This window comes from Bacillus sp. R86525 (genome assembly GCF_042466195.1).
In the GTDB taxonomy this organism is placed as follows: domain Bacteria; phylum Bacillota; class Bacilli; order Bacillales; family Bacillaceae_G; genus Bacillus_A; species Bacillus_A nitratireducens.
The window spans coordinates 3,963,387-3,981,985 of sequence record NZ_JAXHPX010000007.1; the positions used below are offsets into that span (position 1 = coordinate 3,963,387).

Consider the following 18,599-nt stretch of genomic DNA (forward strand, 5'->3'; position numbering starts at 1 on the left):
CTATACAATGAAGGGAGGATTTTACAATGTCCATTAATTTTCATGATGCAAATAATAGGTATACGTATGCAAGTCGTAACGCACATATTTCATGGCAGGAAACAATAAACAATATTGTAGATGTGCAAAATAAACAAGTAATTGATATAGGTTGTGGTGGCGGCATTTACACGAAAGAACTTGCTCTTATGGGAGCCAAAAGTGTTGTTGGGCTTGATTTTTCAAAAGAAATATTACAAGCTGCAAAAGAAAACTGTAACGGCTTCCCAAACATTTCATTCATTCACGGTGATGCGCACAACATTCCATACCCTAACGAAACATTCGACCTTATCATTTCGCGTGCCGTCATTCATCACTTACAAGATATTCCTATTTTTATACGAGAGGCTTCTCGCATATTAAAAAAAGACGGTATACTTATTTTACAAGACCGAACTATTGAAGATTGTACAATTCCAGGAAGTCCTGATCACATTCGTGGATACTTTTTCTCTGTATTTCCAAAACTCATTGAAATAGAATCAAAAAGAAGACCAAAAACCACTACTATACAGCAAGAATTACAACAATATTCTCTTCAAGCATTCCCCATACAAACACAATGGGAAGTACGAAAAACACATGATTCTGTAGAAGCATTGCTGCAAGATTTCTCTCCCCGAACCGGACGATCCATTCTATATGAATTAACAGATCATGAACTTTCTCAACTTCTACTTCATATCCAAACAGCATTACAAAACGTCTCTCCTATTATCGAAAGAGATCGTTGGACCATTTGGAGCGCCATGAAATTGTAAGGAAGGAAGCCTCACAAAATAATGTGAGGCTTCCTTCTTTCATAATCTAATTTTGCAACACTCTTGATATCCTCCACTCCTGGCCTGTGCACTTCCACACTTCGGACATACTAAATATCTAGACTGATTTGTCAACAAACTACCTTTTTGAAAGAGTAAAACTTCTGCTTGTTTAAACGAACGCGAATAATATAACCACATAAAACCAATTATAGCAATAATGCCAAATAATACTCCCATCGCAAGCATTTCAGTCACCTCTTTTGGTTTGTTCTTTCCAGCAAGTGGATTGTTGTATTATTCTCTGTAAATTCTAACAATACCTTCTTTACTCCTATAAATATCGATTTTCTCCATAAACTTTACAATTCCCTATAATGTTTTACAGCATTTTTACAAACAGCATTCAACCTTATATTCTCAGCTATATTTCTACAGGAAAATATATTTCCAAAAAAATATGTTGACTTTCTAAAAAAAACGTGTGAAAATACTGTCAGAATACTTGAATAAAAATTCATTGACGAGAACGAGTACGTTATAGGACTGTTCCCCAGAGAGTTGGCGATTTGCTGAAAGCCAACGTTCAGTGCTTAACCGAAAATCATCTCCGAGAAGTAGAACCGAATGCTGAAGTAAGTTCTTACCGGATGTCCCCCGTTACAAGGAACACGTATCATGTTGTACGTTGCAAAGCCGTATACATATAGATTTATTTCTACATGTATAAATTAGGGTGGTATCGCGGGTAAATATAACTCGTCCCTTTCTTTAGGGACGAGTTTTTTGTGTTCTTACAATGAATTTACAACAAAGGAGGAAAAACAATGAACACTGTATCAAAAAAACATGTTTTTTTCACAGGCCTTATGCTATTTTCTTTATTTTTTGGGGCAGGAAATTTAATTTTCCCTCCAATGCTTGGACAAAATGCTGGTGAAAATTTTTGGCCAGCGATGATTGGCTTTTTACTAACAGGAGTTGGTTTACCGTTACTTACTGTTATCGCTATTTCTTTATCAGGAAATGGAATGCAGCAACTTGCGAGTCACGTTCACCCATTATTCGGGATATTCTTTACGGTAGTTGTATACATTGCAATTGGTCCATCTATGGGCATTCCGCGTGTCGCTAACGTCGCTTATGAAATGGGGGTTAGTTCTTTCTTACCAGAAACCATTCGCTCTAGCAGCCTAGTGCTATTTTTATACACAGTCATCTTCTTTTCTATCGTATTTTGGCTTAGTTTAAACCCTTCTAAGCTCGTCGATCGTATCGGAAGTGTATTAACACCTATTTTATTACTCTCAATTTTTTTATTATTCGTTAAGAGTGTATTTACACCCCTCGGGCAATCTGGACCAGCCATGCAAGAGTATCAAACTTCTCCAATTTTCAAAGGTTTTATGGAAGGATACTTAACGATGGATACCATTTCAGCACTTGCATTTGGGATTATCGTTGTAAATGCAATTCGCTCAAAAGGTGTGAGTGATCGTAAATCAATTGCCATTGCAACAGCAAAAGCAGGACTTATTGCCGCTACTGGTCTCGTCCTTGTATATGGTGCACTTGGCTGGCTCGGTACAACTAGTGTCTCTCTTGGATACGCAAAAAATGGAGGACAGCTACTTACCGTTATCGTACAACAATTATTCGGTCCATATGGTCTAATTCTGTTATCTCTTATCGTTACACTTGCTTGCTTAACAACATGCGTTGGACTTGTATCTGCGTGCAGTCAATACTTCTCAACATTATTGACAAAATTTTCATACAAAATGTTAGCAAGTGTCATTTGCTTGTTAGGATTATTAGTTGCCAACTTAGGTTTAACAAAAATTATCGCCATCTCTGTTCCTATTTTACTTGTTGTATATCCAATTGCGATTGTACTCGTGTTATTATCATTACTTCATAAATATTTCGGTGGCTATCGATCTGTTTATGTATGTGCTTTAATCGGAACAGCAGTTGTTAGCGTTTTTGACGGATTAAAACAAGGGAATATTCCTGTTTCATTTATCACATCTTATTTTGAGTTTATTCCATTATATAATGAAGGAATTGGCTGGTTAGTACCAGCGTTAGTTGGGGCTATTATCGGTTTTGCTATCGCAAAATTAAGTGGTGCAAAAACAGTGCCATTAACGGATAATTCACCTGAATCGAAAGCATCATAAAAAACTCCCATTTCGGGAGTTTTTTACATTTGATAAGAAGTATGATTAAAGCTACTTACTTTATAAGCTTTCGTATAGTAATCAATATTCGTATCCACCGTTTCTACTTTTACAACATCATAGCAATCTTCTTGCTTTACTAGAAATAAATAATATTCTTCTGTTGCCTCAATAATTGCGATACGATCTGTTTCAATATCATATTGTTCACAAAGTGCTTGCAACGCATTCACATAGTTACCTAATTTTTTCGTTTCATCCATTCCAAATATCGTTTGAACTAACATACACTCTCTCCCCTTTGTATGTACTGTTAACACTATAATGATAACGCTTACAATATTAACCGTCAACAAAAAGCTTTGACCATATATAGTCAAAGCCTCCTTCTTATTTCGTCAATTGATGTCTAAACGCATAAATAACCGCCTGTGTCCTGTCACTTACATTTAACTTATTTAATATATTACTCACATGTGTCTTTACTGTTTTGAGGGCAATAAACAACTCATCTGCAATCTCTTGATTACTTTTCCCCTCTGCAATTAATAACAAAATTTCAGACTCTCTTTCTGTTAACTCCTCATGCAAAGGTTGTTCTTTCTTCTGACGCATACGAGACATCATTTTGCCAGTAACTTTTGGCTCTAATACCGTTTCTCCATCATAAGTAGCTCGTACAGCGTCTGCTATATTACTCGCTCTTGATGTTTTTAATAAATAACTTGTCGCCCCCGCCTCAATAACAGGATACAACTTCTCATCATCTAAAAAGCTCGTTACAACCACAATTTTCGCTTCTGGCCATTCCTGAATAATAGCACGTGTTGCTTCAACACCGTCCATCTCATCCATGACAAGATCCATCAAAATAATATCCGGTCTTAATTGCAAAGCTAACTCTGAACCTTTTCTTCCATTTTCAGCTTCTCCAACTACTTCAATATCTGGCTGCGTTGATAAATATGCTGATACACCCATTCGAACCATTTCATGGTCATCAACTAGTAATACTTTTATCATGACTCTCCCCCTCTCTCAATCATAATCGGTACTTTCACTTCTATTTGCGTACCTTTATTTGGAAAACTAAGCACTTTTAATGTACCACCAATTTCATGAACTCGCTCTTGCATTGATCTTAAACCGTATGAACCTGCCTTATTAACCCCAACTTTAAAACCAACACCATCATCAATAATTTTCAAAATCGCATATTGATCAATTTTACGTAGGCGTACTTCGGTTTTCTTTGCCTTCGCATGCCGTAAAGTATTAGACAACGCCTCTTGTACAATACGGAATAAATGATCTTCTACACCTTTTTTTAATTGAATTGGTTCAATTAACCATTCAATTTTCATATGTTGCTTTCTAGACAGTTCTGTTAATAATTCTTCTATACCCTCTGTTAGTTTCTTACCTTCCAACTGCACTGGGCGTAGATGAAGGAGCAATGCTCTCATTTCTGATTGTGCATTTACAACCATATTCTCAACAAGCTGCAACTGTTTTTTCGTCGTGTCTGGAATTTCAGCTACTTGTTCATTAATAGCTGACATCATCATCGACATTGCAAAAAGCTGCTGACTTACAGAATCATGCAGCTCTCTCGCCAATCGATGCCTTTCTTGGGAAATCGCTTCTTGTCTCATCTCTTCATTCCAATGAGCTCGTTCATTCGTTACTTTTTGAAATAGCCCAGCTTGCTCCTCTAATCGACGAGCAAGGCCAATTACTTTTCGTTCCACTTCATGAAATTCATCATCCGCAGTAAACGAAACATCACTTGGAAAATTCCCTCGCTCTACTTCAAATAGAAAAGTATTTAATCCTTGTATACGCTGCTCTATATAATAACCGATTGCATACCCTACAATTCCTCCGATAAGAAGACTAGTACTCATAATAAACAAGCCAATTGGAACAGAAGTAATGGATTCTTTCCATAGTAAATCATAAACTTGTTGTTCGCTTTTCCATACATATACAATTGTACAAATAAGTGCGATACTCACAGAGGACAACATAGAATAACGGATATACATCCACGAAATATTCTTTTGTTTTTTCATTATACTTTCCTCACTTCCGTATCGCCTACGACAAGCGAAGAAATAATTTTTATACGGCGAGGAGCTTCTTTATACTGTTCTGTTCTAAACGTAACATTACGGTTAAATCCTGTTTCTTCGTGTCCCGGCAAGAGCACTCGCCCAACAATAACAGAATGATTTAAAGACAGTTCGATATCATATGGCACATATAAACGAATATTACCAACGACTCCCCGAATAACAATTACCGTTTCTCCCTCTGGAATCATCGCAGTTGTTAAATCAATCTCGACATCACAAGCACCATATTGGACGTTAATATCCTCAAGTTCATAAATATGATCCATCATTCGTACATTACCTACGAACATATTTTTTATATACGGTTCTGTACGATATATTTGTTTTTCTTCATCTATATATCCCTTTTCTTTAATTTCAACTTTCATTGCTTTTTGCTGGTGCCCTTGTTGAATAAGTTGATAACCAATTAAAGCTAAACAAGCAAATACAACAAGTACGAATGCTGCTGACGAAAATAAGAAGAATAAGAATACAATACCACCGACAAATAAAAATACATTCCCTCTTACATATCGATTTTTCTTTCGGTAATGCCTTCCAAACATAATCATAATAAATGCAAATATTAGACCACCTGGTTCAAAATGTCCAAGTATCATGTCAAGAAAAAGACCGAATCCAAATATGATGAGGAGCATCCCCATTAATTGTGTTTTTGAAAAGTGCTTCTTCATTTCAGCTCCCCTCCCTCTTTGTCACATATACATAGAAGAAAAGGCATTGCTTTCCAACACCTTTTCTTCTATCACTATATCATAAGCCTGTTTTATTATATACTACAATTATTTTGTTAACTCTTTCGTTAATGATACTTCATTTTTCTCTTTCATTTCACGCTCGAGTTTTGCGATTTTCATATCAAATGTATCACGCTCATGCTCTTCATTTATACGAAGCTCGATGTCACGAATGTGATCTTCAATTTCTTCGAATCGTAAGAACGGATTATTTTCATCCATTTTATGAATGGCAGTATTCATACGGCGATTTGCATGCGCCATATTTTCACGTGCCATTAATTCCATACGCTTTGCGTTCATTTCTTTTAATTTATTTTTCATTTCTGAAAGACGACGCTCTAACTCATCAATTTGCTCTACAACGCCAGCATACATTTCTTCTAAGCGAGTTACTTGCCCTTCATAATACGCTACTTCTTCTAATGCACGTTCATGCAATTGTAATTCGCCTGCTTCTTGTGCGATGATAGCTTGCTTTGATCTTTTATTAACAAAATAACGTGCTTGCTCAAGCTCACGAGCAAAGTTAGATTTTAATGTTTTATGACGCTGAATTAACTTCTCAATTTTTGTTATTTCACGCTCACTGTCGCGTAAATATTGGTTTAACATAGCGATTGGATTTTTTCTTTCTTTCTCATCTAACACATTATGAAAATCAGCTAAAATTGCATCACGTACACGTCCGAATAAAGATTGTTTCATTATAATCTTCCTCTCTTCTACTTTATAATTTGATTTGATTTGATTTATTCTATATTAGTTTTTCATTAACTTGTTCCACTCATCTTCAAAGTTGCTATATGGTTTAGAACTTTCTGGAGCAGAATCAACAACTACATTTTTTTCTTTTTTCCACTCACGGTAACCGTAGTATAAAACTACTAATGCTGCGATACCGATTAATGCTGGGGAATGAGAAAGTGCAATGGACAAACCGATTAAACCAACAATACCCCAAGCTAACTTTCCAAAGAATGATTTAGCTCGCACAAATGATTTATAGCTCCAGTACACAACTCCTGCTCCAATGGCGAACCCTACAATACCAGCAAGACTACCAAGAGCAATTAAAGCCAAAATACCGGCTGCGATAAACGCTAGAAATTGTTTCATCTTGTGCTTGCCTCCCTTCGATTTGATACTCTTATCTTAACTATTTTTTCTTTTTTCCATAACGAGCTTAAGAACCGTTTTTAACTCAGACTTAAGGCTGAGTTAAATTCAGCCTTTTGTAAAAACATACGGTAGGATAATCCCCTCTTTTACCATACAAAAAAGCCGTACAGAGAATATTCTCTGTACGGCTTCTGTTGCTACGAATAAAAATTCATATTTAATTATGCTGTTTTATGATACTCTTTTTTTTCCGCCATTTTAGAAAATCTCGGGAAACCAATTAATATAGAAATGATTCCACATACTCCAACTAAGATCGGATAAAATGCATATGGTAACAATTCAACCGGAGATAACGCAGCAAATCCTGCCGCAGTTAACATTTGAGCACCATATGGGATTAACCCTTGCACACAGCACGAGAAAAGATCTAGTACACTCGCTGATTTACGTGGATCAATTTCATATTGATCCGCAATGTTCTTCGCAAGAGGACCTGTAAAAATAATCGAAATCGTATTATTCGCTGTACACATATTCGTCATACTCACTAAACCAGCAATACCGAACTCTGCTCCTTTTTTCGAACGAATATTATGCGTTAAAAGATTCATTAAATATTGAATACCACCATTATATTGGATCAGTTCTACCATACCACCGATTAATATAGCAAGTAGTACTAGCTCCATCATACCGCCCATTCCAGTCGTTACACTTTTAAAGAAACTCTCTAACGTGTAACTTCCATCTATAAGGCCGATAGCACCTGATAATATTGTTCCACCAGTTAACACAATAAGTACATTCCAACCAAGTAGTGCTGTAATAAGTACTCCTGCATACGGTAAAATCTTTATCCAGTCAAAACTATGGGCTTTAACTTGTGTATCACTTCCTAAAGTAATTATTACTAATAGTACAATTGTAATAATAGCGGCTGGTAATACAATTAAAAAGTTCGTTTTAAACTTATCTTTCATTTCTGTTCCTTGTGAACGAACAGCAGCAATTGTTGTATCTGAAATAAATGATAAATTATCACCAAACATTGCTCCGCCAACAACAGTAGCCATCGCAAGTGCAATGGAGATATCAGTTTGCTCACTAATCCCTACAGCAATTGGTGCTAGTGCTGCAATTGTTCCCATTGAAGTTCCCATCGCTAATGAAATAAATGCCCCTATAACAAAAATTCCAGCAACGATAAATCCTGGTGGCAAAATAGATAACGCTAAATTAACAGTTGAATCAACTCCGCCCATTCCTTTTGCTGTTTCAGAAAACGCCCCTGCAAGTACAAAAATTAATACCATAATCATAATATCCGGATTTCCTGCACCTTTAGCAAATCGTTCTACTTTCACATTAAAGCTTTCTTTACGATTCATCACTAAAGCAATTCCTACAGCAATTGAAATTGCTACAAGTATCGGCAATTTATAGAAATCACCTGTAATAATTCCAGAACCAATAAATAGCGCCAAAAATATTCCAAGTGGTAATAACGCTAAACCATTTCCTCTCGTTTCTTTCAAAGTATCATCTCTCCCTAGTTTTCAACCTTTTCTAATGAACAACAAAAGACCTCTTCCAACGAGAAGAGGTCTTATACATCTATAAGAAACACTCTTCTCATCTTTCAAGCACATGCTTGCTGGATTTGGCACAGCACTCTAAAATCGAGTCCGCTGCCGAGGCATCGTAGGGCCAGTCCCTCCGCCTCTCTTTATAAGAAGGTTTCATATTTATTTTTTAATAATAATTTCTTTCCTAACTTTACTCGCTTACAAAACAAAAGTCAATTATTTTTTGTATAGATTTTTTTGGTAATTATACAAAAAGGTGAATAGACCAATCATTTTAACTTTTTAATTTCTTTATCCAATATTGAGATCCAAGAAAATTCTCCATTCTTTATCGTTGCTACAATCCATTTCGTTATACACCATGCTAATTCATATTCTTCCTTAGTAACATCACCTATACTATAGGCATCCTCTAACTCATCTTCATCCAATACATAAATCTCACCGCTCGGTAACAATACTACATCTAAGTATAAATCATCAAAATAAGGCAAACCACGATCGTCAATTTTAAATTCTTTCGTCACATCGATATAATATTGCACTAATTTTTGCTGATCATCTAACATAGCTGTAATTGCAAAGTTTTTGCCGTTTATAAAATATTGCATCCATGTATACCCATCACCTGCAATGCAAAGCTTTTTACCATCGTATTCTTTATGACTAGGTTCTCTCACTTTTTTTATGTCCAGTATTCCTAACATTCCATCCTCTACTTGCTTAACCCTATAATCCTTCTCTATTAGTCGCTTCCACGAAGAACCGTCACCATATTTACGTTTCATTACGTCCGCTCCTCTTCTATATATAGAAAAGCCCCCACATATTATGTGAGAGCTTGTTCATATTATAATTAAGCTGCTTGACCCTTTTCAGATATCTCTTTTAAATAGGCTTGTCCTTTTTCAGCGTCATATTGACCTTCCCACTTAGACATAACTACAGCCGCTAAAGAGTTACCTACAACGTTAACTGCTGTACGAGCCATATCAAGAATACGGTCAATACCTGCAATAAACGCTAAACCTTCAGCTGGAATACCTACTGTACCCAGTGTTGCTAATAATACAACGAATGATACGCCCGGTACACCCGCGATACCTTTTGATGTAACCATTAATACAAGTAATAACGTAATTTGTTGTGTAATGGATAATTCAATACCGTACATTTGCGCTAAGAAAATTGCCGCAATCGCTTGATATAAAGTTGATCCATCTAAGTTAAATGAATAACCTGTTGGAATAACGAAAGATGTAATTGCTTTCGGACAACCGAACTTTTCCATTTTCTCCATAATTTTCGGTAAAACCGTTTCTGAACTTGCTGTAGAATACGCTAAGATCAGCTCGTCTTTTAAAATCTTAAAGAATTGGAAAATGTTTATTCCAAAGATTTTCGCTGTAAGTCCTAATACGACCACAACGAAGAATATCATTGCCCCATATACTACAATGAGTAATTTCCCTAATGGAATTAATGAAGCTAATCCGAATGTAGAAACTGTAACACCAATTAATGCGAATACACCAAATGGTGCAAACTTCATAACTTGGTTCGTTACATAAAACATTGCATCTGCTACACCTTGGAAAAATTGTAGAACTGGTTTGCCACGCTCACCAACTGCTGCTACACCTAAACCAAATAATACTGAGAAGAAGATAATAGCAAGCATATCGCCATCAGCTAATGATTTCATAATGTTCGTCGGAACAATATTTACAAACGTATCCGCGAACGAATGACTTTGTACTTGCTCTGTCGTATGTGTATATTTAGAAATATCTGTTTTTGTTAACTTATCCATATCAACGCCTTTTCCAGGTTGGAAAATGTTTGCTATTAATAGACCAACAACAATTGCAAGTGTTGTAATAATTTCAAAGTAAATAATTGTTTTTCCGCCTAGTCGACCTAACTTTTTAATATCGCCAACACCAGCAACCCCAACAACAATACTCGCTACAACAATCGGTACAACAATCATCTTAATTAATCGGATGAAAATATCACCAATTGGTTGTAAGTACTTCAACACTTCTTGATTGCCAAAGAAAATCGCTCCAACTGCAATACCAAGCGCAAGTCCTATTAAAATTTGCCATGCAAGTCCTATTCTTTTCATACTTGTGGTAACCCCCTCTTCGATGTGTCACTCTATCTCTCATTCTATCTCTATAAAACTTGAAATTAAGAGTATTACATATTATTCGACAATTCACTACATTTTGTCCCTGTTAAAAATCATAAATCAAAATTTAAAATCTGACAACAAAATAAGTTTGCACGAATGCAAATAATTTTCTTGACAAAAACAAACCTCATGTCAGAAAACCTCACATGAAATCGATTCCTTACTAGTAATTGATAGGTTTTTAAAATACTGTTTCATTACGAAAAACTCCATCATTTCCCATATTTTTTTTAAAAAATATAGAAATTGATATCTTTTTCTATACATTCAAGAATTTTAACTTTATGACAAACACTACGAAAAGATACTAAATTCCGACAAAACTTAGCAAAATTATAAAATTTTCTTTACATTATGATTACAACGATAGACACTCTTCTTCTTATGATATATAACATTCATAGGGAAAGGAGCCAGACAACAATGAAAAAGAAATTTGCAGCGATTAGTGTTTTAGCAGCGGGAACGATTTTTGCTTCCCCGTTACTTTCACCCGTGTACGCTGAAACAAATCAAGATAAATTAACTGACATTCAATCCGAATTAGAAGGCAAACAAAATGACTTACAAAATAAATCAGCTGAGAAAGAACAAATAGAAAAAGAAATCCAAGAATTACAAAAGAAAATCGACGAATTAACTACTTCTATTAATAAAAACGAAGCCGAATTGAACGATACAAAAAAAGAAATTAGCAACACACAGCAAGTTATTACCGAAAAAAAGAAACATATAGAGCAATTACAAACAAATATAGATACACGACAGGAAGTTATTAAACAAAGACTACAATCTATGCAAGAAAAGCCTCGTACGAGTATCATTACAGAAGTAATAACAAGTTCTGCAAATATTGCCGATCTTGTTGATAATATGTATTCTGTAAGTTTAATTTTAAATAACGATACAGATATTGTGAAAAAGCAAACAAGTGATCAAAATGCTGTGACGACAGAAAAAGAGGCTGTTGAGAAAAAAGAGCAACAACTGAAAGTATCTGAGCAAAAATTAGAACAAAAACAGCAAGAATTACAAAGTAACCAACAACAGCAACAAACTTTTATTAACGATCTACATACGAAAGTAGCAAAAGTAGATTCAGAGATTGAAGGGTTAGAAGAATCAAAAGGCATTTTAGAAAACCAGCGTCAAGCTGTTCAAAAAGCAATTGAAGAAGAAAAACGTGCAGAAGAAGCGCGTAAAGCTGAAGAGGCACGTAAGGCTGAGGAAGCAAAAAAACAGGTAGCCGCTTCTGCTAAAGAAAGCACACAATCCGCACCAACACCGCAAGATACGAACAAAGGTGGATTTATTAAACCAGCCGCTGGATCGAAAACTTCAGGATTTGGTACACGTTCTTTAGATAACCATAAAGGAATCGATATCGCAGCTTCAGGAACAGTGCCAATCGTAGCTGCTGCAGATGGCGTCGTTATCCGTTCAGAATTATCATCTAGTTACGGAAATGTTGTATACTTATCTCACCGTATAAACGGAAAAACATATACAACTGTATATGCACATATGAGTAGCCGTTCTGTATCTAATGGACAGACTGTAAAACAAGGCACTCAACTTGGATTTATGGGGAACACTGGCCAATCATACGGACAACATTTACACTTCGAACTTCACCTTGGGGAATGGAATGTCGGCAAGACAAACGCAGTTGATCCATCTCCTTATATCGGATTATAAAAAACTCGGTGCATACCGAGTTTTTTTACTATCATTTCACACTTTGTAGGCATTTCACATAGACTATAACTAAATGCCTATATTTTGCGAGGTGATAAATATGAATACACAATTACAACAAGAAATAGAAGAAGCAAGAGAAACATACATTGGTCGGCTATTTACATTCGGTGGCTCAGCGTTATTTTTAATCGGTTCTTTTATCGCCGTTGTCACAGCTTATAAAGCATATAATCGCTTATTAAATACACCTACAACACAATAAAAAGACGGAGAATCCACATCTCCGTCTTTTTATTATGCAAACATTTTAAATACGCCTATCGCATTTAAAAATACGATAATTACAGTTACCGGAATAACATAACGAAGCAAGAAGAACCAAATATTAAACAATGTTTTCCCTTTCGTTTCCGTAACTTCTAATTCTTTCATTAATAGCTCTTTACTCATTTTATTTGGTACAAATAGTGAAATGGCTAGTACTCCGAGTGGCAGTAATACATTACTTACCGAAAAATCGACGAAATCAAAGAATGTCTTACCAAATATTTTCACATCACTCATAATTCCAAACGATAACGCTGATGGAATTCCAACTGCAAAAATAAGAATACCAATTAATAACGAAGCTGATGGACGCTTCTTCTCATTATCTTTCGCAACAGATGCTACTACAATTTCAAGCATTGAAATCGCAGATGTTAAAGTCGCAAAGAAGAATAAAACTAAAAACATAATGAAGAAAAATTGTCCAAATGGAATTTTTGCAAAGACAGCAGGAAGAACGATAAACAGTAGCCCTGGTCCTTCTGTCGGTTTAACTCCTAATGCGAAAATCGCTGGGAAAATCGCTAACCCTGCAAGTACTGTAATAAATACAGTTAAACTAACAATAGATGTTGCTGATTTAGCTAAATGCTCTTCTTTCTTTAAATACGAACTATACGTTACCATTACCGAGGCACCTACCGTTAGTGAGAAGAAAGATTGCCCCATCGCATATAAAATCGTATCTGCTGTAAGCTTTGAAAAATCTGGTTTTAAGAAGAACTCTACCCCAGCCATAGCACCATCAAGTGTTAACGCACGAATAATGATAGCAATAAATAAAATGAATAATAGCGGCATCATGTACTTACTTGCTTTTTCTATGCCTTTTTCTACACCTTTACTAACAACAAAAATGGTACAAAGCATAAAGATGAATTGTGCCCCAATCGCACTTACTGGATTTGAAATTGTTTCACCAAATACTTTCCCATAATCGACTACTCCGTTCCAGAAACTACCTGTAACACTATAATATAAATAAAGTAAAATCCATCCACCTACAACACTATAAAAAGATAGTACGCTAAAACAAGTAACAACCCCCATACGACCAATCCAAGGATATAACTTGCTATTCGGTACTAATACTTTATAAGCTGTAACCGCCTCTTTTTGAGTACTACGGCCAATAACAAATTCGGCTAAAAGTAGAGGCATACCAATAAATAAAGTTAATAGTAAGAATACAAGGAAGAATGCGCCTCCCCCTCCATTACCTGCAACATATGGAAACTTCCATATTGCACCAAGACCTACTGCGGCTCCGGCTGCTGCGAGTACAAAGCCAATTTTCGACGTCCATTGCTGTGTTTCTTTCATCATAAATTCCCCTTTTCTGAATATTTAAACTTTTGTTAATTATACACTTTCATTTCATACTCGCACACCTCCTTCAGAAAATAAAAAAGTCCCCTACACGCAAATATGCATGTAGAGGACGATATATGTAATGTAAATACCGTGGTACCACCTCAATTGGATCAATAAATCCCACTTGTTCAAGTACAGGAAAAATTCCGATACTCTATCCTTTTAACGGCGGAACCCGGGTTGCCTACTGCAATGTTCAGCATACCTCTCGCAAGCCCATTCTGTATATTTTATCGTACCGGGCTCACACCTTACCCCAGCTCTCTGAACGCCTCAAATATACGTACTCTTCTTGCTCATCGATTTCATCTATTGAAGTTACTAGTGATTATAAATTATATTTTTATATTTGTAAAGCACAATTCATTCACTATCCTACATGAAGTTCCCTCTCTAATTCTTGTAAAAAAATTTCTCTTTTTTGTTCATTTTGAACATATATCGACTTTAATACTTCTTGCAATAATATATTTTTCTGCCTTTTCTCTACTTGTAATTCTTTCACTTTAATTCTAACTTCATATAAAAAATCAAGATATGATTCATAGTTCTCATCATATTTATTTGCAATATCATCACGAATTTTTTTTGCAAGTTTCGGACTAGCCCCTCCAGTAGAAACAGCTACATTAAGCAATCCGCGATGAATTGCCGCCGGAAAATGAACATTTCCACTTTCCGGATTCGTAATAACATTTACCAATTGATTTGCCGAGGCATCTTCAGCAATTTGTTCATTTAGTACCGAATCGCTAGTCGCTGCAACTACTAAAAAAGCATCGTCGATATCACTTTTCTCATACTCCCTTTGATACCAACGGATTTGCTTTTCTTCTACAAGTTTTACTAAATTTGCATCTAATTCTGTACTTATCACAATTATATCCGCACCTTGTTTTAGTAAGGGAACAATTTTAAACCCTGCTACTTTCCCTCCACCAATGACAACCACACGTTTCTTATCAACTCGCACTGTAAGTGGATACATATTGTTCTCCCTCCAATATTCCCTCTGTTTTCTGAATTAACATCTCTCGAAACGCTTCATTCTTCCCTAAATATGGACTTATTTTTATTTCTTCCAACTCATATTGACGCACTTCTTTCTCAACATGTTTCATAAGTAAGCCTGTAAACAATAAATAAGGTAGTACAACAATGCTCTTTTCTTTTCGCTCTACAACTTCCCTCAACTTCTCCTCAAACTTTGGCTCTACAGCTGCTAAATAACAAATTTCCACCTCTTTAATGTTCTCTTCTTTTTGAAATAAAGAAGAGATCCACTTCATGTCTTGTAAAGTTTCCGGATCACTGCTTCCTCTTGCAACGAGCAAAAGTGTTACTTCTTCTTCATAGTCTTTAATGCCACTTCCGTTATATACCGCTTTTACAAGCACTTCTGATACACCAAATGGATTACCATATACTATTTTGATATCCGGATATTCTTCGTTTAACTTTCGTAATTCAAACGGAATATCTTTCTTTACATGTCCTGCCGCTAATAAAAAAACAGGAATAGCGACAATCTCTGTAGCACCACGCTTCACACATGTACGAAATCCTTCTTCAATAGAAGGACTCGCTAGCTCTAAAAAACAAACTTCTTGAATATTTGCCTCTACACGGTTCATACATGACGTAATAAATGCAACCGCTTCTTCTTTTGCTGCTTTCAAACGGCTTCCATGACATATATACAAGACAGCCTGCATTTTACAATACTCCGCTTACTGGATATGCATTTTCCGCTTGTTTCTCAAACCAATGTATCTTTTCTCTAAAACGGACAACTTCTCCAATAATAATCATACTTGGATTTTGAATTTTTTCTTTTCTAGCAACATCTATAATTGTTCCTAACGTCCCTGTAACAGTACGCTGCATAGATGTCGTCCCCCACTCAATGATAGCTGCAGGTGTACTTTGATCTTTTCCATGTTTTATAAGTTGTTCACATATATAAGGTAAATTACTAACCCCCATATAGACCGCTAATGTATCCACACCTTTCGCTAAACTTTCCCACTTCACTTCCTCTTCAGCATTTTCTTTCCGATGCCCTGTCACAATAGCGAAACTTGCACTTGCATCGCGGTGCGTTACTGGAATTCCAGCGTAAGCAGGAGCAGCTATACCAGCTGAAATACCAGGAATAATTTCAAATGGGATACTTTGCTTCGCTAACGCTTCAGCTTCTTCTCCACCTCTTCCAAATACAAATGGATCTCCGCCCTTAAGTCTCGTTACAACTTTTCCTTTTTTCGCATATTTAATAAGAAAAGTGTTAATTGTCTCTTGCTTCATCGTGTGATAATTTGGGAGTTTCCCGCAATAAATTAAATCCGCTTCAGGCTTTGCATGAGAAAGCAATTCTTTATTTACGAGACGGTCGTACAATATAACATCAGCCTTCTCGATGCATCTCAACCCTTTAACAGTAATTAAATCCGGATCACCAGGACCCGCCCCGACGATATAAACCTTTCCCATCATCTCTCCTCATTTCTACTATAAAATGAAACTTCCACTCTTCATCACGAATGGAAGTTACTATTATTTCGTATTACACTTCTCCTTACTCATGAATAACAAATGCCGCCCCTTTTCGAATCTTCTTTTTTTCAAACAAAGAAATCTCCTTCACTTCTGGTAGTGGTAAAAAGTATTTTTCAAGTTCTATCTCCGCAAGCTTAAATGCTTGTTCTTCACTTTGAGCAACAACGACTATTGGAACAACACTATTCGCTAATACAGCTTCAAATCGGTATAAATCCATATTGTCCCTCCTAAGACGCTATTACTTCTTCTAATACACGATTTAGTACAATTTGTAATTCTTCCACTCCAACACGTCCTACGAAATCATAAAACGTTTCGGCTAGTAATTTATTCTTTTGGAAATAACTTAAAAAGGACACGAGAACATCGGGCAAATCCTCTCCATCTATTTTCCCTTTTAATTTTTCGTTATATGCTCCTCCGTCTAATAGCGTTCCGCCCACATATATTTCAAACGCCTCAACGATTCCCTTTTCCTTCGTTTTCAGTTTTATCCCTTGCAAACCAATATCAGCAATTTGACGCTGACCACAGGAGTTCGGGCATCCTACCATATGAATTCGAACTGGAACATCGAGTGCAATTTGTGTATCTAAGTACTCTGCGATTTTGCGTAATCTTTCTTTCGTTTCTACTAACGCAAGATTGCAATACTCAATACCAGTACATGAAACCGCATGACCAATAAATGATTTCGGATTTGCTGAAATTGCTTCAAACAACGGTTCACTTAATAATCCTGCAACATTTTCCGGCGGAACATTCGGAATAATGAAGTTTTGTGAGTTACAAGTGCGAATTTGCCCGTTTCCATATTGCTTTGCAATTCTAGCAATCTCAAACATTTCTTCTGCATGTAAACGCCCTACCGGTACATTAAAACCGACATATTTTAATCCTTCTTGTTTTTGATCTTGGACGCCATAAAAGTATCCTGCATTCCATCCTTTGAGTGCACTTTTCCCTTTACTTTGCAATGGTCCTGTATACTCTATTAGCTTCTCTTTAAATTTCTCCGCACCCCAGTCAGCAACAAGAAATTTCAAACGTGCTAAATGACGCTTTTCACGATATCCAAAATCACGGAATATAGTAGCAATTGCAATTGCTATCCCCTTCACTTCTTCTGGTAAAACGAATACATCTAATTCTTCCGCTAAGTATGGACGAGCTGACAATCCTCCACCTATTTTTATATGAAACCCAACCTTTTTCTCACCATTTATTTCTTTCGTAGCAGGTGTAAACGCCACACAGTTAATCTCTGCATTTGCTGAATTATAAATGTTAGAACTAATAGACATTTTGAATTTACGTGGTAGATTAGAAAACTCTTCATTATGTTGGAAGTAATCGTATATTTCTTTAACAATCGATGTTGTATCAAATAGTTCATTTCCATCAATTCCAGCAAGTGGATTTCCTGTAATATTACGCGTAATATCACCGCATGCCCCCGCTGAAGATAAACCAACTCTAGCTAACCTCTTAAAAATATCCGGAATTTGCCCAATTTCTAACCAATGAAACTGAATCGCCTGTCTTGTCGTAATATCTAACACATCACGCCCATAATCTTCAGCAATGGAAGCCAGCACCTCTGCCTGCGCATTTGTAATAATTCCAGAAGGAACGTTGACACGCATCATAAAATAGCCCGCTTCTTTTGGTCTTTGCAAATACAATCCCGCCCATTTAAAAGCGTCCCACTCTTCTTTCGGAATAGATTCAAATCCATTCTCCGCATAGTAAGGAATATCATTAAAGATTTCTAATCCGTCTTTCTCTAATTTCTTTTTCTCTGTTTGATTTAATTTTTCATTATTAGCCCACACTTTTTCATAACTCATCTTTTATCCC

20 protein-coding genes, 1 riboswitch and 2 other annotated features are annotated in these 18,599 nt (G+C 36.1%); of the genes, 4 read left to right on the plus strand and 16 right to left on the minus strand.

Annotated features, from left to right (window positions below):
• The first annotated feature begins 26 nt into the window (after positions 1 to 26).
• A complete protein-coding gene (locus SJY24_RS23080) occupies positions 27 to 803 on the plus strand; it encodes a class I SAM-dependent methyltransferase (protein WP_377866307.1) in 777 nt (258 codons plus the stop codon).
• Positions 804 to 842: 39 nt separating this feature from the next.
• Here the strand turns inward: SJY24_RS23080 and SJY24_RS23085 are convergent, their stop codons facing one another.
• Positions 843 to 1,052 (minus strand): hypothetical protein, encoded by a 210-nt coding sequence (locus tag SJY24_RS23085; RefSeq protein ID WP_000880630.1) that lies wholly within the window; start codon positions 1,050 to 1,052, stop codon positions 843 to 845.
• 262 nt (positions 1,053 to 1,314) lie between these two features.
• Positions 1,315 to 1,573, plus strand: a binding site (T-box leader).
• Between the two features lie 57 nt (positions 1,574 to 1,630).
• Here SJY24_RS23085 and brnQ3 point away from each other — a divergent pair.
• The gene (gene brnQ3 / locus SJY24_RS23090) at positions 1,631 to 2,986 is read left to right on the plus strand and encodes a branched-chain amino acid transport system II carrier protein BrnQ3 (RefSeq protein WP_377866308.1); all 1,356 of its coding nucleotides are present in this window, start codon (positions 1,631 to 1,633) and stop codon (positions 2,984 to 2,986) included.
• A gap of 23 nt (positions 2,987 to 3,009) precedes the next feature.
• Here the strand turns inward: brnQ3 and SJY24_RS23095 are convergent, their stop codons facing one another.
• The 9 genes from SJY24_RS23095 to gltP form a co-directional block, all read right to left on the minus strand.
• Positions 3,010 to 3,366 carry a DUF3992 domain-containing protein gene (locus SJY24_RS23095; protein ID WP_377866309.1) on the minus strand — a complete coding sequence of 119 codons (357 nt, stop codon included), beginning with the start codon at positions 3,364 to 3,366 and terminating at the stop codon, positions 3,010 to 3,012.
• Positions 3,367 to 3,376: 10 nt separating this feature from the next.
• Positions 3,377 to 4,009 (minus strand): response regulator, encoded by a 633-nt coding sequence (locus SJY24_RS23100; protein WP_377866310.1) that lies wholly within the window; start codon positions 4,007 to 4,009, stop codon positions 3,377 to 3,379.
• Positions 4,006 to 5,061 (minus strand): sensor histidine kinase, encoded by a 1,056-nt coding sequence (locus SJY24_RS23105; RefSeq protein WP_377866311.1) that lies wholly within the window; start codon positions 5,059 to 5,061, stop codon positions 4,006 to 4,008. Before SJY24_RS23105 ends, SJY24_RS23100 begins: the two co-directional genes overlap by 4 nt.
• Entirely contained in the window at positions 5,061 to 5,801 is a 741-nt protein-coding gene (gene liaF / locus SJY24_RS23110; protein ID WP_000716083.1) for a cell wall-active antibiotics response protein LiaF, read from the minus strand. The genes SJY24_RS23105 and liaF overlap by 1 nt, the downstream gene beginning before the upstream one ends.
• 108 nt (positions 5,802 to 5,909) lie before the next feature.
• Positions 5,910 to 6,572 carry a PspA/IM30 family protein gene (locus SJY24_RS23115; protein ID WP_000814139.1) on the minus strand — a complete coding sequence of 221 codons (663 nt, stop codon included), beginning with the start codon at positions 6,570 to 6,572 and terminating at the stop codon, positions 5,910 to 5,912.
• 54 nt (positions 6,573 to 6,626) lie between these two features.
• Positions 6,627 to 6,983 (minus strand): lmo0954 family membrane protein, encoded by a 357-nt coding sequence (locus SJY24_RS23120; RefSeq protein WP_000808645.1) that lies wholly within the window; start codon positions 6,981 to 6,983, stop codon positions 6,627 to 6,629.
• A 224-nt stretch (positions 6,984 to 7,207) separates the two neighbouring features.
• Complete coding sequence (locus SJY24_RS23125) at positions 7,208 to 8,524, minus strand: Na+/H+ antiporter NhaC family protein (protein WP_377866312.1); 1,317 nt, start codon at positions 8,522 to 8,524, stop codon at positions 7,208 to 7,210.
• A 94-nt stretch (positions 8,525 to 8,618) separates the two neighbouring features.
• Positions 8,619 to 8,724: riboswitch (SAM riboswitch) on the minus strand.
• Positions 8,725 to 8,844: 120 nt separating this feature from the next.
• Complete coding sequence (locus SJY24_RS23130) at positions 8,845 to 9,363, minus strand: ribonuclease FAU-1 family protein (protein ID WP_377866313.1); 519 nt, start codon at positions 9,361 to 9,363, stop codon at positions 8,845 to 8,847.
• 68 nt (positions 9,364 to 9,431) lie between these two features.
• A complete protein-coding gene (gene gltP, locus SJY24_RS23135; RefSeq protein WP_377866314.1) occupies positions 9,432 to 10,706 on the minus strand; it encodes a glutamate/aspartate:proton symporter GltP in 1,275 nt (424 codons plus the stop codon).
• A gap of 492 nt (positions 10,707 to 11,198) precedes the next feature.
• On the opposite strand from gltP, the gene SJY24_RS23140 reads away from it, so the two are divergent.
• The gene (locus SJY24_RS23140; RefSeq protein WP_377866315.1) at positions 11,199 to 12,473 is read left to right on the plus strand and encodes a murein hydrolase activator EnvC family protein; all 1,275 of its coding nucleotides are present in this window, start codon (positions 11,199 to 11,201) and stop codon (positions 12,471 to 12,473) included.
• A gap of 100 nt (positions 12,474 to 12,573) precedes the next feature.
• Positions 12,574 to 12,738, plus strand: coding sequence for a hypothetical protein (locus tag SJY24_RS23145; protein WP_002135196.1), 165 nt, complete (start codon positions 12,574 to 12,576; stop codon positions 12,736 to 12,738).
• Positions 12,739 to 12,770: 32 nt separating this feature from the next.
• Here the strand turns inward: SJY24_RS23145 and SJY24_RS23150 are convergent, their stop codons facing one another.
• The 6 genes from SJY24_RS23150 to SJY24_RS23175 all read right to left on the minus strand — a co-directional run bounded on the left by SJY24_RS23150 (position 12,771) and on the right by SJY24_RS23175 (position 18,589).
• On the minus strand, positions 12,771 to 14,126 hold the full coding sequence (locus SJY24_RS23150) for a sodium-dependent transporter (RefSeq protein WP_377866316.1): 1,356 nt from the start codon (positions 14,124 to 14,126) through the stop codon (positions 12,771 to 12,773).
• A gap of 111 nt (positions 14,127 to 14,237) precedes the next feature.
• Positions 14,238 to 14,486, minus strand: a binding site (T-box leader).
• A gap of 61 nt (positions 14,487 to 14,547) precedes the next feature.
• Complete coding sequence (locus SJY24_RS23155) at positions 14,548 to 15,165, minus strand: NAD(P)-binding protein (protein WP_000283328.1); 618 nt, start codon at positions 15,163 to 15,165, stop codon at positions 14,548 to 14,550.
• Positions 15,140 to 15,892 (minus strand): sirohydrochlorin chelatase, encoded by a 753-nt coding sequence (locus SJY24_RS23160; RefSeq protein WP_377866317.1) that lies wholly within the window; start codon positions 15,890 to 15,892, stop codon positions 15,140 to 15,142. Before SJY24_RS23160 ends, SJY24_RS23155 begins: the two co-directional genes overlap by 26 nt.
• A gap of 1 nt (position 15,893) precedes the next feature.
• The gene (gene cobA, locus SJY24_RS23165) at positions 15,894 to 16,670 is read right to left on the minus strand and encodes a uroporphyrinogen-III C-methyltransferase (RefSeq protein ID WP_377866318.1); all 777 of its coding nucleotides are present in this window, start codon (positions 16,668 to 16,670) and stop codon (positions 15,894 to 15,896) included.
• 85 nt (positions 16,671 to 16,755) lie between these two features.
• Positions 16,756 to 16,956 carry a DUF3906 family protein gene (locus SJY24_RS23170; protein WP_098763022.1) on the minus strand — a complete coding sequence of 67 codons (201 nt, stop codon included), beginning with the start codon at positions 16,954 to 16,956 and terminating at the stop codon, positions 16,756 to 16,758.
• A gap of 10 nt (positions 16,957 to 16,966) precedes the next feature.
• Positions 16,967 to 18,589, minus strand: a complete 1,623-nt coding sequence (locus SJY24_RS23175) for a nitrite/sulfite reductase (RefSeq protein ID WP_377866319.1) — start codon at positions 18,587 to 18,589, stop codon at positions 16,967 to 16,969.
• Positions 18,590 to 18,599: the final 10 nt, after the last annotated feature.